We start from the raw sequence: 15,536 nt of genomic DNA on the forward strand, positions 1-15,536 counted from the left end.
CGCAGGGGCTTATGCTGGCTCAACCTGTCAGAAGGCCTGACGGATAATGCGGATGACGTTTTCCAGAACCGGATCGCGCAAGCTCAGCTTGTTGTAATGCAGTGAAATTTCAACAGATTCCGCATTAAGCTGGCTGAGGGGGATACTGTCCAGCGGCCAGCATTTCCGGAGCAGGCTGTACAGGCGCGATGGCATGATGCACAGCATATCGCTGCTGCCTATCAGGGATGCGGTGGTGAACATATTGTAACTGCTGAAGCTGATCTGACGTTCCGGGAAAATTTCATCAATACGCTGACGAAGGCCATGGTTGGACTGCCCTTCGGTCATGAAAGACGAGTGGTCGTAGTTGCGCAGGTTTTCGATGGTCAGCGGCTCGCTGAGGGCAGGATGCTGCTGACGGCAAACCAGCACCAGGTTATCCGCATAGAGCACATTTTGCCCCAGCGCTCTGGCACTGAAGCTGCCGCTTTCAATAATCAGGTCCGTCTGGAACTGGGCAAGCTGAACGTCAGGTTCATGGAGAGGCACATTGCGAAGCAGGAGCTGCGGAGCATGCTCTTTTACGGCCTGGAAGATCGCAGGCATGACCAGCACACCCACAGAAGGAGAACAGCCGATGGTGATGGTTCTCTGCTTATCATAGCTCCCGGTTAAATCCAGTGCGCCCAGAATCGACTCCAGCCCCTGGCTGATGTACTCATGAAGATGCGTGGCGTAAGCCGTCGGCGTTACCCCCTGGCCCTTACGGATAAATAACGGGTCAGGAAATATAGCGCGTAGCTTTTGGATTGACTGGCTTATTGCTGATGGCGTGAGATTAAGAATTTTCGCAGCGTTAACGATACCCTTATGGACATATACTGCCTCAAAAATAGTCAGTAAATTGAGATCAATATTACGTAAAGTCCGAAAAATTTGCGGCTTGTCTTCGCCACCAGGTTCATTCAGTCGTTTGGCTGGTAAATTATTATACTCCACGCTTTCACTCCGTATACATTCACAATATGAATGATAGTTGAATTTATTTATTATGCTTGTAGAGATTCGTAAAGTGTTGGTTTTGTTTCATTTGTTTATCAAAAGCAAACACTTGTGTGATAATTGCTCACGTTACTTATGCCGTGTTTGCCGTGCATGCTGGAGGCTAAATAATATGTAGCGGTAATATTCGGGCGCTTCGAAAATATAGAATCTATGGATTATTGTAAAGTGCAAAAACGGTAAATAGACAGTGGCCCGTCAAATTAGCGAGCCCTGTTGTACGATATATTAAGCAGGGATATATTCGTGCGGGGGATTGTTAAGTAGTGCTAACACGTTCTTTAACAGCACGGGACGAATCGTGTCTGGCGTAGCGGTTTCTACCCACTGGCGCATTTGCGTCATTTCCATGCCGGCGTAGCCACAGGGGTTTATGCGCTGGAAAGGCGCGAGATCCATATTAATATTCAAGGCCAGGCCATGGAATGAGCAGCCTTTACGAATACGCAGCCCCAGAGAGCAGATCTTCATTTCCCCAACGTAGACCCCAGGCGCATCGGCTCGCGGATGCGCGTCAATCCCGTATTCCGCCAGCGTATTGACGACTGTCTGTTCCAGTAAGGTAACCAGTTCACGCACGCCGAGCTTTCTGCGCTTCAGATTGAGCAGGACGTACATCACCTGCTGCCCGGGTCCATGGTACGTGACCTGACCGCCGCGATCGCTCTGGATAACCGGAATATCGCCCGTCATTAATAAATGTTCTGCTTTTCCCGCCTGACCCTGCGTAAAGACCGGCAGGTGTTCGACCAGCCAGATCTCATCGGGGGTAGTGTCATCGCGTGAATCGGTGAAGTCATGCATAGCCTGGGAGACAGGCTCGTAAGGTTGCAGCCCGAGGTGACGGACCAGAATTTTATCCTGATACAAAACTGCGTCTCCGAAGACGAGGGACAAAAGGTATGCGGGAGTATATCACAGCGGGGAGAGGGGTTACCCGGCAAACCGGGTAACCGCAAAGGGACTACAGCACCATACGAACGATTTCGATATTGCCGAGCTCTTCGTACAGCGTCTCAACCTGCTCAATGTGTGTCGCAGTGATGGTAATAGAAACCGAGTGGTAGTTGCCCTTGCTGCTTGGTTTTACTGACGGAGAGTAGTCACCCGGCGCATGGCGCTGTACCACTTCAACCACCTGATCAACCAGCTCAGGTTTCGCCAGACCCATTACTTTGTAGGTAAATGGGGTAGGGAATTCAAGCAGTTCGTTAAGTTTGGTTTTCATGTCAGCTCCGGCGTAACGTCAAAAAATAATAACTCCCACGTCAGGTGGGAGTTATCAGGATACTTAGTATATGGGGATCAAAATCACACTTTCAAGTGTTCGATTTTTAACCAAACCAGTGGTGGAACATCAATTTAATATAATCAATGATTTTGCCGAAGAAATTGCCTTCAGGAATTTCTTGCAGGACCACCAGCGGGCGCTGATCGATCGTTTTGCCATCCAGCTGGAAGTTGATTGTGCCCACGACCTGATTTTTCTGCAGCGGGGCGTGCAGCTCGGTGCTGTTCAGGACGTAGCTGGCTTTCAGATCCTTCATACGACCGCGCGGAATGGTAAGGTAGAGGTCTTTATCAACGCCGAGAGAAGCACGGTCGTTGTCGCCGAACCAGACCGGTTCAGACGCAAACTCTTTGCCTGCTTTCAGTGGATTCACGGTTTCGAAGAAACGGAAGCCCCAGGTCAGCAGCTTCTTGCTTTCTGTTTCACGGCCTTTAAAGGTGCGGCCACCCATCACGGCAGAGATCAGACGCATCTGGCCTTCAGTGGCGGAGGCGACCAGGTTGTAGCCCGCTTTGTCGGTGTGACCCGTTTTGATGCCGTCAACGTTCAGGCTGTTATCCCACAGCAGGCCGTTACGGTTGGTCTGACGGATACCGTTGAAGGTGAACTCTTTCTCTTTATAGATAGAGTACTCATTAGGAACATCGCGGATCAGCGCCTGACCAATCAACGCCATGTCACGTGCCGAGCTGTACTGACCGTCTGCGTCCAGGCCGTGTACGGTCTGGAAATGGCTGTTTTTCAGACCCAGCGCGTTCACGTAGCTGTTCATCAGGCCTACGAAGGCATCCTGACTACCGGCGGCGAAATCGGCCATCGCTACGCAGGCATCGTTACCCGACTGCAGGTTGATACCGCGAATCAGCTGGGAAACAGGAACCTGCATACCCGGTTTCAGGAACATCAGAGAGGAACCCTTAAAGACCGGGTTCCCGGTTGCCCACGCATCGTTACCGATGGTGACCAGATCCGTTTCTTTGAATTTACCTGCCTTCATCGCCTGGCCGATAACGTAGCTGGTCATCATTTTGGTCAGGCTGGCCGGGTCACGGCGGGCATCGGCATTCTGTTCTGCCAGCACTTTGCCAGAGTTGTAATCGATCAGGATGTAGGATTCCGCGTCGATTTGCGGAACGCCGGGGATCATGGTCTTGATATTCAGGTCATCGGCGTGAGCTGCAGAGAGCGCAGCCGCGCAAAGGGCCGTGGTCAGCGCCATGCGCTGCACAAAACGAGCAGAAAAAGTGGTCTTCATGGTCAGAACTACGACATCCGTGATGGAATTAAAAAAAGTGCCTTACTATAGCAAATGCTATTCAGGCAGGCATCCGACTTTAAGCATGAGTTTGTGAATGTGTTTTACACAAACTGACAATTCGGATACCGCCGGTTAATTATTTCGCAACAGCGATAAATGACTGAAGCTGAGCTTCATTCTGCAGACGCTGCTGCAGGGAGGCTGCCTGCGATTTGCTGGCAAACGGCCCCATCTGAATGCGCCAGACCGCACCGTTCTGCTCAACGCGTCCTGGTACGCCAAACTGCTGGCTCAGACGCTGCTGATACTGTTTAGCCCGGGCCTGATCGCTCACAGCACCGACCTGAACCACATAGCTGCCGCTGGCCGCTGTTGGAGCCGCCACCGCGGCACTTTGCGTGGCCGCGGGCGCCGTTACGGGAGCCGACCGGGTCGCTTGTGCAGCAACGGGAGCGGGGGCTGGGGTAGGTTCACTGCCTTCCAGCACGCCCGAGGCTAAGGTCGTCGGTGCACCAAGAAAGCCGCTGCTCTTTACCGGTGCGCCCGTTGAATCGTCGCTTTGCAGCGTGTCATTGCTGATTGGGCGTATTTCTCCCCCCGGCTGAGCAGGCTCGGCCGGAGAAGAGACGCTGCCCATTCCGCCGTCAAGATTGGGGCGGTCGGGCAGGGCATAGGTCTGTTTCGCCACCGTCGTACACGCGGTACCTGGACCGGACAGCGAACCATCCTGCGCCACAATAATCGGGTCAATACGGACTTTGGTGTTGTTCGAGGTATTCAGGCGATCGGCAGACGCGCGCGACAGGGAGATCACCCGGTCATTTCCGTACGGGCCGCGGTCGTTGATACGCACGACGATCATGCGGCCGTTTGCCAGGTTGGTGATACGGGCATAGCTCGGGATCGGCAGCGTCGGATGTGCCGCCGTCAGCTGCATGGGGTCGAACGTCTCTCCGGAGGCCGTCAGGTTACTGCCTGGCTCGGCATCATAAATGGCGGCAAAGCCCGCCTGGCTGAAACGGGAAGGATCCTGAACAATTTTATAGCTTTTGCCGTCGCGCTCGTAATCCTGATTGGCACTGGCATTCAGCGGTTCATAAACGGGATCGGCACCGCTGATTTCTACGATCGGGCCATTACACACCGCAGGCTGCGGCGGCGCGACGGTTGCCTGTTGCTGACCATCATCACTAGTACAGGCCGCAAGTAAACTTGCCGCAATGCAGATCCCCAGCCACTGCTTACGCATTCCGATCCCCTTATTTTTATACGCTTTTTGACAACATTTTTCTGTGGGTATGGATCGACATCACGATACCAAACCCGGCCATCAACACGATCAGTGCCGAGCCTCCGTAACTCACCAGCGGCAGCGGTACGCCTACCACCGGCAGAATACCACTCACCATACCAATATTTACGAAGACATAAACGAATAAAATCAGCATCAACCCGCCAGCCATGACGCGACCAAAGGTCGTTTGCGCGCGTGCTGCAATCCACAATCCCCGCATGATCAGCAGAACGTATAGGGCCAGGAGTATTAAGATGCCCACCAGCCCCAGCTCTTCCGCCAGGACGGCAAAGATAAAGTCGGTGTGGCGTTCCGGTAAAAATTCCAGCTGCGACTGCGTGCCGTGCAGCCAGCCTTTACCGCGCAGGCCGCCGGAGCCAATCGCAATCTTGGACTGAATAATATGATAGCCCGCGCCCAGCGGATCGGTTTCCGGATCGAGCAGCATCATGACGCGCTGGCGCTGGTAATCGTGCATCAGGAAGAACCAGAGAATAGGGATGAACGCCGCAATCAGCACTACCGCGATACCAATCAGGCGCCAGCTCAGGCCCGACAGGAACAGGACAAACAGGCCGGAGAGGGCGATGAGGATAGAGGTCCCCAGGTCAGGCTGTGCCGCAACCAGCAGCGTTGGCAGGAAAATCAGCACCAGCGCGATAGCGGTATTCTTCAGCGACGGCGGACAGACGTCGCGGTTGATAAAGCGTGCCACCATTAAGGGCACGGCGATTTTGGCAATTTCCGAAGGCTGAAAGCGGACAATGCCCAAATCCAGCCAGCGCTGCGCCCCTTTTGAAATGGCCCCAAAGGCATCTACCGCAACCAGCAAAATAATACAGAAAATGTAGAGGTAGGGCGCCCAGCCTTCGTAGACGCGCGGCGGGATCTGCGCCATCACCACCATAATGATCAGGCCCATGGCGATCTGGCCGATTTTGCGCTCCATCATCCCGATGTCCTGGCCGCTGGCGCTCCAGATAACCAGCGCGCTGTAAACCAGCAGAGCCAGCAGGATCAGCAGCATGGCTGGGTCGATGTGGATTTTGTCCCACAGCGATTTTTTATTTGGATTATCCGTCATGATTATTGGTCCTCCGCCGCAGCGGCGGCCGGGTTTTCAGCCGGCAGTTCGGTGTTGTTATCACCCAGCATAATGTGGTCAAGGATCTGGCGCATGATGGTCCCTACTGCAGGCCCGGCACCGCCGTTCTCCAGAATCATCGCCACCGCGACCTGCGGGTTGTCATAAGGGGCAAACGCCGTCATCAGCTTGTGGTCACGCAGACGTTCGGCAATGCGGTGCGCGTTATAGGTTTCGTTGGCTTTCAGGCCAAAGACCTGCGCAGTACCGGACTTCGCCGCCACTTTGTACGGCGTACCGGCGAAATACTTGTGTGCGGTACCGTTCGGGCGGTTTGCCACGCCGTACATACCGTCTTTTGCGATTTCCCAGAAGCCGGAATGAATGTCACCCACCGGCGCTTCGTGCGGCTGGTTCCACGGCACTTTTTTGCCGTCTTCAACCGTACTCTGCAGCAGGTGAGGCACTTTCACCACCCCGTCATTGATGAGGATCATCATGGCTTTGTTCATCTGAAGCGGCGTTGCCGTCCAGTAACCCTGACCGATACCCACCGGAATGGTGTCGCCCTGATACCACGGTTTTTTAAAGCGCTTCAGCTTCCATTCGCGCGTCGGCATGTTGCCGGAGCGTTCTTCCGCAAGGTCAACGCCGGTGTAGTGTCCGTAGCCGAATTTGCTCATCCACTCAGACAGGCGGTCGATCCCCATGTCATACGCCACCTGATAGAAGAAGGTATCCGCAGACTCCTCCAGCGATTTGGTGACGTTCAGATGACCGTGGCCCCATTTTTTCCAGTCGCGATAGCGCTTTTCTGAACCGGGCAGCTGCCACCAGCCTGGGTCAAACAGGCTGGTATTGCGGTTGATGACGCCAGCGCTCAGTGCCGAGACCGCCACGTACGGTTTAACCGTGGATGCCGGCGGGTAAACCCCTTGCGTCGCGCGGTTCACCAGCGGCGTGTTGGGGTCATTCAGCAGACCGGAGTAGTCTTTACTGGAAATGCCGTCAACAAACAGGTTCGGGTCATAGCTTGGCATAGACACCATCGCCAGGATGCCGCCAGTGCGGGGATCGGTGACCACAACGGCTGCGCGGCTGCCTGCCAGCAGGGTTTCAATATACTGCTGTAGCTTAAGGTCGAGGGTCAGATAGACGTCATGCCCCGCCTGAGGCGGCACTTCTTTAAGCTGGCGAATCACGCGGCCACGGTTGTTAACCTCAACCTCTTCATAGCCGGTTTGCCCGTGCAGGACATCTTCGTAGTAGCGTTCAATACCGAGCTTACCGATGTCGTGCGTTGCGGCGTAGTTCGCCAGCTTGCCGTCTTTATCGAGGCGGTCGACGTCTTTGTCGTTAATCTTGGAGACGTAGCCAATCACATGCGTCAGCGCGGAGCCGTAGGGGTAGTAGCGACGCTTGTAGCCCTTTACTTCCACGCCGGGGAAACGGTACTGGTTTACCGCAAAGCGGGCCACCTGGACTTCCGTCAGGTTGGTTTTAACCGGGATGGAGGTGAAACGGTGAGAGCGGGCGCGTTCTTTTTTGAAGGCGGCGATATCGTCGTCGTTAAGGTCGACAACGCTTTTCAGCGCTTCCAGCGTATCCTGAACGTTATCGACTTTTTCCGGCATCATCTCGATTTGATAGATGGTGCGGTTTAACGCCAGCGGGGTGCCGTTGCGATCGTAAATAATGCCGCGGCTGGGCGCGATAGGCACCAGCTTGATACGGTTTTCGTTGGAACGCGTCTGGTAGTCGGTAAAACGGACAATTTGCAGATTATAAAGGTTGGCGATCAGCACGCCGGTAAGCAGCAAAATCCCGGTGAAGGCGACCAGCGCCCGGCGCACAAACAGCGCGGACTCAGCCGTATAGTCGCGAAAAGAATTCTGTAGTTTCATCCGCTGCTTAATCTACCCTGGTCAGTCATTACTCGCGGTGATAGGGGTGGTTGGTAGTAATGCTCCACGCGCGATACAGGCTTTCTGCCACCAGTACCCGAACGAGCGGGTGGGGAAGCGTCAGCGCGGAGAGGGACCAACTTTGTTCTGCTGCCGCTTTGCAGGCAGGGGATAACCCTTCGGGTCCGCCAATCAACAGACTGACGTCACGGCCATCCTGCTTCCAGCGCTCCAGTTCGTGCGCCAGCTGCGGCGTATCCCAGGGTTTTCCTGGAATATCGAGGGTGACGATGCGGTTTTTGCCAGCGGCAGCCAGCATCAGTTCGCCCTCTTTATCGAGAATACGTTTGATATCGGCGTTCTTGCCGCGCTTACCGGCGGGGATTTCCACCAGTTCGAACGGCATGTCTTTTGGAAAACGACGCAGATATTCAGTAAAACCGGTTTGTACCCAGTCCGGCATTTTGGTGCCGACGGCGACCAGCTGCAACTTCACGCATTAACCCCAGAGTTTTTCCAGCTCATACAGGCGACGGCTCTCTTCCTGCATGACGTGGACAATCACATCGCCGAGATCGACAACCACCCAGTCAGCCGTCGCTTCACCTTCAACGCCGAGCGGCAACAGCCCTGCAGCACGTGATTCCTGTACCACGTGATCGGCAATTGAAACAACATGACGTGTGGACGTACCGGTGCAGATGATCATGCAGTCGGTAATACTGGATTTACCCTTAACGTCGATAGCGATGATGTCCTGACCTTTCAGGTCATCAATTTTGTCAATAACAAAATCCTGGAGTGCTTTACCCTGCAAGTTTTCCCCCTGGGGTGAATGAGATTGTAAAACGTTGAATTCGTAGCCAGACAGTATACCTGAACTCATGCCTGTATCGGGACAAAAGTCTCCGGTCGGGCTTTTGAAGGCGGGTATCATCCCACCCTCTGCCTGAGATTGCATCGCCATTTTTGTAAAACAATTTCTGTAAAGCAATCATCGGCGGGAAAGTCTGGCAGCGGAGAATAACAGTATGGCTTACCCTGTCAAGGCAGGATAAACAATAAGCCGCTTTTTATGCCCTCCGGCTATTCATCTGCGCTTTTCTGATACAAACCATGCGTATGGATATAGGCCAGCACCGGTGCGGGGAGCAGATCGTCACACGCTAAACCCTGCTGTAAGCGCTCGCGAATGAGGGTTGCAGAGATATCGAACCACGGCGTTTCGGCCAGATAAATCTTCCCGGCAGGCTGAGTGTGAAGATCTTCAACATTGGCGGTGAGATGATCTTCCAGCCACTGCTGGTACTGCGCTTCGCGCATGGTCAGCGGATAGCCAGGACGGCGGCAGACGAGCAGGTGGCTGTTCTCCAGGATGGTTTCATATTTATGCCATGTGGGGAAGTTCAGCAGGGAGTCCTGTCCGATGATAAAAGCCAGCGGCTGGTTTGGACCTTGTTCTGCGCGCCATTCCTGAAGCGTCTGCGAGGTCCAGGAGGGCGTATCGCGACGCAGCTCACGCTCGTCAAGCCGGAAGAGCGGCTTATCTGCGATGGCCAGGGCAAGCATCTCTTTTCGCTGCTCGCTGGTCGCCTCAGGCTGTGGACGGTGGGGCGGGACATTATTCGGCATGATGGTGACGCGCTGAAGGCCGATCAGATTCGCCAGAATTTCAACCGGCTTCAGATGCCCGTTGTGTACCGGGTCGAAGGTGCCGCCATACAGGGCCTGTAAAGAGTGCATACTATCCATCAATAAAAACGTCTGCCAGCGCCTTGTGGCAGAGCAGCAGGGAAAGGCTTTCCAGCTCCGCCCAGACCGACTGGCCGTAATCTTGCTTTAGCGTAAGCTCGGCGCGCATCAGAAGCTGTACCGCCTGGCGAAGCTGTTCATGACTCAGGCGGTTGATGGCCTCGGTGGTCAAAGCCCGGCGATTTTGCCACACCCGGTGTTTATCAAACAGCGAACGCAAAGGCGTATGGGCAGACTGACGCTTGAGCGTAATCAGCAGCAGCAGTTCGCGCTGCAGGGTTCGCAGCAGAATAACCGGTTCGCTGCCTTCGAGGCGCAGCTGCTGCAGAATATGCAGGGCGCGTTTACTTTTTGCCGACAGCAGCGCGTCCACCCAGTGGAACGGCGTGAAGTGCGCCGCGTCGTTAACGGCCTGCTCGACGCGCGGCAAGGTCAGCTTGCCGTCCGGCCAGAGCAGGGAGAGTCTGTCCAGCGCCTGCGCCAGGGCCAGCAGGTTACCTTCATAGCAGTAGCAGAGCAGCTGGTTCGCCGCATCATCCAGCTGAAGGTTGTGCTGCTTCGCTCTCGCGGCGACCCATTTAGGCAGATGCGCCTGCTCAGGCGTCTGACAGGTGACCAACACCGCGTGGGGCGCGAGTTGGGTAAACCATGCCGCGTTTTCCTGCGCTTTGGTCAGCTTGTTGCCACGCACAATCAGGATCAGATCGCTGTGTAAGAGGCTGACCAGCGTAGCGAGCTGCTCGTTCATCGCCGCGTTAGGCCCGTTTTCCGGCAGCAGGATCTGAATCGTCTGGCGCGATGCGAACAGGCTCATCGCCTGACAAAGCGAGAAGAGGGCGTTCCAGTCGGTATTGTTATCCAACTGGACGGTGTGGTGTTCATCAAAGCCCTGCGCGGCGGCGGCATGCCGCACGGCATCCAGGCTTTCCTGAAGTAATAACGGATCGTTTCCAAGAAGCAGATACGCCGCGCGCAGCCCTTCATTGAGCTGCGCGCGGAGTTGTTCAGGATACAGCCTGATCATCATTTACCCAGAGAGTTAGCAGCAGGAAGCGTGCCATCAACCGGTTTATCAACAATGTCAGATCCTTGTTTGGTTGACGCTGCAATACTTGGCAGTTTACGGATCAGCTGTTCCGCCGCCTTGTCATACATTTCGTTGATGATAATCTGCTGTTCGGCATCTTTTGCCAGCGCCGTCTGCGGGTTATCGAAGAACGAACGGTACACTTTCGTGCTGATCGGATAGATGTCTTTACCCGGGATCAGGACTGCCGCGTTGACCGTCAACACCATTTGATACTCTGCGGTACGGCCATCCTGGAAGATAGACGCAGTGTCTCTCGACAGACCACTTCCTGTCACACGCAGAGACGGTACATCCTGACGCAGCGTCTGTTTCTCAACAAGCTCAACGCCGTTCAGACGCAGCTGATTGCGAATTGCCCGGCTGAGTGGACCGTTCGGATCTCCGGAATCAAAGATCATGGTTTTCATCTGTGCAGGCACCGCGGTGGTATTGCGCAGGTGCCAGCCGCAGCCAGCGGTGACAAGCACCGCCAGAGATAAGAGTATTGTTGCCAGTTGTCGCACGTTTCCTCCCGCGCTTAGCCAACGACCAGATTCAGCAGTTTACCAGGTACGTAGATCACTTTACGTACGGTAACGCCCTCAAGATATTTAGCGACCAGTGGTTCCTGGCCCGCGCGCTCGCGAACCTGTTCTTCGGTTGCATCGACCGCCACGGTAATTTTACCGCGGACTTTACCGTTCACCTGGACCACGACCAGCGTGGTGTTTTCCACCATCGCGGCTTCGTCAGCCTGCGGCCACGGCGCGTTGTCGATATCGCCTTCGCCTTTCAGCTCCTGCCACAGGGTAAAGCTAACGTGCGGCGTGAACGGGTTCAGCATGCGAACGACGGCCAGCAGCGCTTCACGCATTAAGGCACGATCCTGCTCGCCGTCCTGCGGGGCTTTCGCCAGCTTGTTCATCAGTTCCATAATAGCCGCAATTGCGGTATTGAAGGTCTGACGACGACCAATATCATCGGTCACTTTTGCAATGGTTTTATGAACATCACGACGCAGCGCCTGCTGATCTTCAGTCAGGGCGGCAGCGTTCAGCGCCGGGGCATCGCCCAGTGAGGTGTGCTCGTAAACCAGCTTCCAGACGCGTTTCAGGAAGCGGTTTGCGCCTTCCACGCCAGACTCCTGCCATTCCAGCGTCATGTCTGCCGGAGAGGCAAACATCATGAACAGACGCACGGTATCCGCACCGTAACGCTCAACCATCACCTGCGGGTCGATACCGTTGTTTTTCGACTTGGACATTTTGCTCATGCCGGTGTAGACCAGCTCGTGACCTTCAGCGTCTTTCGCCTTCACGATACGGCCCTTCTCGTCGCGCTCAACGATTGCGTCAACCGGAGATACCCAGTTACGCTCGCCGTTCGCCCCGACGTAATAGAAGGCATCCGCCAGCACCATGCCCTGGCACAGCAGCTGTTTTGCAGGTTCGTCAGAGTTCACCATGCCCGCATCGCGCATCAGCTTGTGGAAGAAGCGGAAGTAGAGCAGGTGCATGATGGCGTGTTCGATACCACCGATGTAGATATCTACCGGCAGCCAGTAGTTCGCTGCTTTGGAATCCAGCATGCCGTCCTGATACTGAGGACAGGTGTAGCGAGCATAGTACCAGGATGACTCCATAAAGGTGTCAAAGGTGTCGGTTTCGCGCAGCGCGGGCTGACCGTTGACGGTGGTTTTTGCCCACTCAGGATCGGCTTTGATCGGGCTGGTGATACCGTCCATGACCACGTCTTCCGGCAGGATCACCGGCAGCTGATCTTCCGGCGTTGGCATCACGGTGCCATCTTCCAGCGTCACCATTGGAATTGGCGCACCCCAGTAACGCTGACGGGAAACGCCCCAGTCGCGCAGACGGAAGTTAACTTTACGCTCGCCCACGCCAAGGGAGGCCAGCTTGTCGGCGATAGCGTTGAAGCCCTCTTCGAAGCTCAGACCGTTGAACTCGCCGGAGTTGAACAAGGTCCCTTTTTCGGTCAGCGCTTGTTCGGACAGGTCTGGTTCAGAACCGTCAGCCGTCAGAATAACAGGCTTGATGGTCAGGCCATATTTAGTGGCAAATTCATAGTCGCGCTGGTCGTGACCTGGAACAGCCATCACGGCGCCTGTACCGTATTCCATCAGAACGAAGTTGGCGGCCCAGACAGGGATCGCTTCGCCCGTCAGCGGGTGAATGGCTTTAAAGCCGGTATCAACCCCTTTTTTCTCCATCGTTGCCATATCGGCTTCGGCCACTTTCGTGTTGCGGCACTCGTCGATGAAGGTAGCCAGTTCGGGATTGTTCTCTGCCGCTTTCTGCGCCAGCGGGTGACCTGCGGCCACGGCCAGGTAGGTCGCGCCCATGAAGGTGTCCGGACGGGTGGTGTAGACGGTCAGGGTCTGGTCGTAGTTCTCAACGTTGAAGGTAATTTCCACGCCTTCAGAACGGCCGATCCAGTTGCGCTGCATGGTCTTAACGGTATCTGGCCAGTGGTCCAGATTATCCAGATCGTTCAGCAGCTCATCAGCGTAAGCGGTGATTTTAATAAACCACTGCGGGATCTCTTTACGCTCTACTTTAGTATCACAGCGCCAGCAGCAGCCATCGATAACCTGTTCGTTCGCGAGAACGGTCTGGTCATTCGGGCACCAGTTAACGGCAGAGGTCTTCTTGTACACCAGGCCTTTTTTGTACAGCTCGGTGAAGAACTTCTGTTCCCAGCGGTAGTATTCCGGGGTACAGGTTGCCAGCTCGCGGCTCCAGTCATAGCCAAAGCCCAGCATTTTGAGCTGGTTTTTCATGTACGCGATGTTGTCGTACGTCCACGGTGCCGGCGCCGTATTGTTTTTGACCGCCGCGCCTTCCGCAGGCAGACCGAACGCATCCCAACCGATGGGTTGCAGAACGTTTTTGCCCAGCATGCGCTGGTAGCGCGCAATCACATCACCGATGGTGTAGTTACGCACGTGGCCCATGTGTAGTCGACCAGAAGGATAGGGAAGCATCGACAGGCAGTAATACTTCTCTTTGCTCTCGTCTTCGGTTACTTCAAAGGTGCGCTTCTCGTCCCAGTGTTGCTGGACTTTTGATTCTATCTCTTCCGGGCGGTATTGCTCTTGCATGGCAGCCAGTGGTCCTGTGTTCAATACAGCTACAAATGTAGCCAATGGATGTGGTAATTCAGATCCGCATAGCATAGCCCAAACGCCCGCGTCAAAACAGCCTTTCGCACAAATGCGCTTTGCAGGAATTTACCGGGTCTGTGCTTCACCTGACAAAGCGGCGCTGAAATAAGGTCTATTATTAGAAATAGTTACTTACCCGGGAGGCAAAATGATGAACAAGGTTGCTCAATTTTACCGCGAACTGGTGGCGACACTGACGGAACGGCTGCGTAACGGCGAGCGTGATATCGACGCGCTGGTGGAGCAGGCGCGTGCCCGCGTGTCGCAAACGGGTGAGTTAACGCGAACCGAAGTGGAAGAGGTGACCCGCGCCGTGCGTCGCGATCTGGAAGAGTTCGCGCGCAGCTACCAGGAAAGCCAGGAGGAGGTCACGGACAGCGTTTTCATGCGGGTGATCAAAGAGAGCCTGTGGCAGGAGCTGGCCGATATCACCGATAAAACGCAGCTGGAGTGGCGTGAAGTCTTTCAGGATTTAAACCACCACGGTGTGTACCACAGCGGTGAAGTGGTCGGGCTGGGAAATCTGGTGTGCGAGAATTGCCACCATCATATTGCGGTGTATACGCCGGAGGTCCTGTCGCTGTGTCCGAAATGCGGCCACGATCAGTTCCAGCGTCGGCCGTTTGAGCCCTAGGTAAAAGCGCAGGTTTGCGCCCTCTCCCCGTGGGAGAGGGCCGGGGTGAGGGCATCAGGCCGCACTACGCACTATAGTAAGCCAGTCTCTCCGCCAGCAAATCCACAAACGCCTCACGGTCAATATCCACCATCACCGTGGTATTCGGTTTATTCCCCGTCAGCGAGTAGTAGTCCACCACCGTCATCCCCTGGGTGTATTTCCCCTGCGTTTCGACGCCAACCCACCTGTGGACGGTGGTAAACATCTCCGGTTTTAACAGCCAGGCAATGGTGCACGGATCGTGCAGCGGCGCGCCGTGGAATCCCCATTTCTCGGCTTTGTGATACTCCATAAAGAAGTCGAGCAGCTCAGCCACGGTTGTCGCGACCGGATTGCCAACGGAGCGGAAGCGCTCAATGTCGTCTGCCATAATCTGCGCGCGATGCGTCACATCCAGCCCTGCCATCACAACTGGCAGGCCCGACTGGAAGACGATCTCCGCTGCTTCCGGATCGACAAAAATGTTGAACTCTGCGGAAGGCGTCCAGTTTCCCAGGCCCATAGCCCCGCCCATGATGACGATACGAGCGATTTTGCTGTGCAGTTCAGGATGGCTGTTCAGCAGCAGCGCGACGTTGGTTTGCGGTCCCGTTGCCACCAGAGTGACGGGTTCCGCGCTCTCGCGCAGCACCTTTGCCATCAGCTCCACGGCGGTGCAGCTTTGCGGCGTGAAGCCAGGTTCCGGCAGCGCCGGACCGTCCAGCCCGCTTTCGCCATGCACGTTATCCGCAATAATTAATTCACGCATCAGGGGCTTGAGGGCGCCGCCGGCGACAGGAATATCCGTGCGCTTGAGCAGCGTCAGCATGCGCAAAACGTTACGCAGGGTTTTATCCGGCGTCTGGTTGCCGGCAGAAGAGGTGACGGCTTTGACGTCGAGCTCGGGGGAGGCAAGTGCAAGGACGAGCGCGATCGCGTCATCATGACCCGGGTCGCAATCGAAAATTATAGGTTGTGCCATAGCGTTCTCCATTCATAGC

15 protein-coding genes are annotated in these 15,536 nt (G+C 55.3%); 1 reads left to right on the forward strand and 14 read right to left on the reverse strand.

Annotated features, from left to right (window positions below):
• Positions 1-27: 27 nt before the first annotated feature.
• The 13 genes from ACOTXT_RS10095 to leuS form a co-directional block, all read right to left on the reverse strand.
• Positions 28-981, reverse strand: coding sequence for a YbeF family transcriptional regulator (locus ACOTXT_RS10095; protein ID WP_008501033.1), 954 nt, complete (start codon positions 979-981; stop codon positions 28-30).
• Positions 982-1,272: 291 nt separating this feature from the next.
• Positions 1,273-1,914 carry a lipoyl(octanoyl) transferase LipB gene (gene lipB, locus ACOTXT_RS10100; protein WP_008501034.1) on the reverse strand — a complete coding sequence of 214 codons (642 nt, stop codon included), beginning with the start codon at positions 1,912-1,914 and terminating at the stop codon, positions 1,273-1,275.
• Positions 1,915-2,008: 94 nt separating this feature from the next.
• Positions 2,009-2,272, reverse strand: coding sequence for a DUF493 family protein YbeD (gene ybeD, locus ACOTXT_RS10105; protein ID WP_003858718.1), 264 nt, complete (start codon positions 2,270-2,272; stop codon positions 2,009-2,011).
• A 106-nt stretch (positions 2,273-2,378) separates the two neighbouring features.
• Complete coding sequence (gene dacA, locus ACOTXT_RS10110) at positions 2,379-3,590, reverse strand: D-alanyl-D-alanine carboxypeptidase DacA (protein WP_008501035.1); 1,212 nt, start codon at positions 3,588-3,590, stop codon at positions 2,379-2,381.
• A gap of 139 nt (positions 3,591-3,729) precedes the next feature.
• Positions 3,730-4,842 carry an endolytic peptidoglycan transglycosylase RlpA gene (rlpA, locus tag ACOTXT_RS10115; protein ID WP_421625308.1) on the reverse strand — a complete coding sequence of 371 codons (1,113 nt, stop codon included), beginning with the start codon at positions 4,840-4,842 and terminating at the stop codon, positions 3,730-3,732.
• Between the two features lie 16 nt (positions 4,843-4,858).
• Entirely contained in the window at positions 4,859-5,971 is a 1,113-nt protein-coding gene (gene mrdB, locus ACOTXT_RS10120; RefSeq protein WP_008501037.1) for a peptidoglycan glycosyltransferase MrdB, read from the reverse strand.
• A 2-nt stretch (positions 5,972-5,973) separates the two neighbouring features.
• Positions 5,974-7,875, reverse strand: a complete 1,902-nt coding sequence (gene mrdA / locus ACOTXT_RS10125; protein WP_023293034.1) for a peptidoglycan DD-transpeptidase MrdA — start codon at positions 7,873-7,875, stop codon at positions 5,974-5,976.
• 28 nt (positions 7,876-7,903) lie between these two features.
• Entirely contained in the window at positions 7,904-8,371 is a 468-nt protein-coding gene (gene rlmH, locus ACOTXT_RS10130; RefSeq protein WP_003858701.1) for a 23S rRNA (pseudouridine(1915)-N(3))-methyltransferase RlmH, read from the reverse strand.
• 3 nt (positions 8,372-8,374) lie between these two features.
• On the reverse strand, positions 8,375-8,692 hold the full coding sequence (gene rsfS / locus ACOTXT_RS10135; protein WP_003858696.1) for a ribosome silencing factor: 318 nt from the start codon (positions 8,690-8,692) through the stop codon (positions 8,375-8,377).
• Positions 8,693-8,961: 269 nt separating this feature from the next.
• The gene (gene nadD / locus ACOTXT_RS10140) at positions 8,962-9,627 is read right to left on the reverse strand and encodes a nicotinate-nucleotide adenylyltransferase (protein WP_055322211.1); all 666 of its coding nucleotides are present in this window, start codon (positions 9,625-9,627) and stop codon (positions 8,962-8,964) included.
• On the reverse strand, positions 9,620-10,651 hold the full coding sequence (holA, locus tag ACOTXT_RS10145; RefSeq protein WP_025912715.1) for a DNA polymerase III subunit delta: 1,032 nt from the start codon (positions 10,649-10,651) through the stop codon (positions 9,620-9,622). Before holA ends, nadD begins: the two co-directional genes overlap by 8 nt.
• Positions 10,651-11,220 (reverse strand): LPS assembly lipoprotein LptE, encoded by a 570-nt coding sequence (gene lptE, locus ACOTXT_RS10150; RefSeq protein WP_008501042.1) that lies wholly within the window; start codon positions 11,218-11,220, stop codon positions 10,651-10,653. The genes holA and lptE overlap by 1 nt, the downstream gene beginning before the upstream one ends.
• A gap of 14 nt (positions 11,221-11,234) precedes the next feature.
• Positions 11,235-13,817 carry a leucine--tRNA ligase gene (gene leuS, locus ACOTXT_RS10155; protein ID WP_021242577.1) on the reverse strand — a complete coding sequence of 861 codons (2,583 nt, stop codon included), beginning with the start codon at positions 13,815-13,817 and terminating at the stop codon, positions 11,235-11,237.
• 214 nt (positions 13,818-14,031) lie between these two features.
• On the opposite strand from leuS, the gene ACOTXT_RS10160 reads away from it, so the two are divergent.
• Entirely contained in the window at positions 14,032-14,514 is a 483-nt protein-coding gene (locus ACOTXT_RS10160) for a zinc ribbon-containing protein (RefSeq protein ID WP_023617134.1), read from the forward strand.
• Between the two features lie 64 nt (positions 14,515-14,578).
• On the opposite strand, the gene rihA is transcribed toward ACOTXT_RS10160, so the two are convergent.
• Positions 14,579-15,517, reverse strand: coding sequence for a pyrimidine-specific ribonucleoside hydrolase RihA (gene rihA, locus ACOTXT_RS10165; RefSeq protein WP_008501045.1), 939 nt, complete (start codon positions 15,515-15,517; stop codon positions 14,579-14,581).
• Positions 15,518-15,536: the final 19 nt, after the last annotated feature.

Origin of the sequence: Enterobacter cloacae complex sp. IR5422 (assembly GCF_049238165.1) — a bacterium.
In the GTDB taxonomy this organism is placed as follows: domain Bacteria; phylum Pseudomonadota; class Gammaproteobacteria; order Enterobacterales; family Enterobacteriaceae; genus Enterobacter; species Enterobacter roggenkampii.

Bases quoted from the DNA above. Each gene is read 5' to 3' on its own strand.
- mrdB (WP_008501037.1), bottom strand. From the start codon at position 5,971: ATGACGGATAATCCAAATAAAAAATCGCTGTGGGACAAAATCCACATC.
- holA (WP_025912715.1), bottom strand. From the start codon at position 10,651: ATGATCAGGCTGTATCCTGAACAACTCCGCGCGCAGCTCAATGAAGGG.
- dacA (WP_008501035.1), bottom strand. From the start codon at position 3,590: ATGAAGACCACTTTTTCTGCTCGTTTTGTGCAGCGCATGGCGCTGACC.
- rihA (WP_008501045.1), bottom strand. From the start codon at position 15,517: ATGGCACAACCTATAATTTTCGATTGCGACCCGGGTCATGATGACGCG.
- rlpA (WP_421625308.1), bottom strand. From the start codon at position 4,842: ATGCGTAAGCAGTGGCTGGGGATCTGCATTGCGGCAAGTTTACTTGCG.
- mrdA (WP_023293034.1), bottom strand. From the start codon at position 7,875: ATGAAACTACAGAATTCTTTTCGCGACTATACGGCTGAGTCCGCGCTG.
- nadD (WP_055322211.1), bottom strand. From the start codon at position 9,627: ATGGATAGTATGCACTCTTTACAGGCCCTGTATGGCGGCACCTTCGAC.
- leuS (WP_021242577.1), bottom strand. From the start codon at position 13,817: ATGCAAGAGCAATACCGCCCGGAAGAGATAGAATCAAAAGTCCAGCAA.
- ACOTXT_RS10160 (WP_023617134.1), top strand. From the start codon at position 14,032: ATGAACAAGGTTGCTCAATTTTACCGCGAACTGGTGGCGACACTGACG.
- ybeD (WP_003858718.1), bottom strand. From the start codon at position 2,272: ATGAAAACCAAACTTAACGAACTGCTTGAATTCCCTACCCCATTTACC.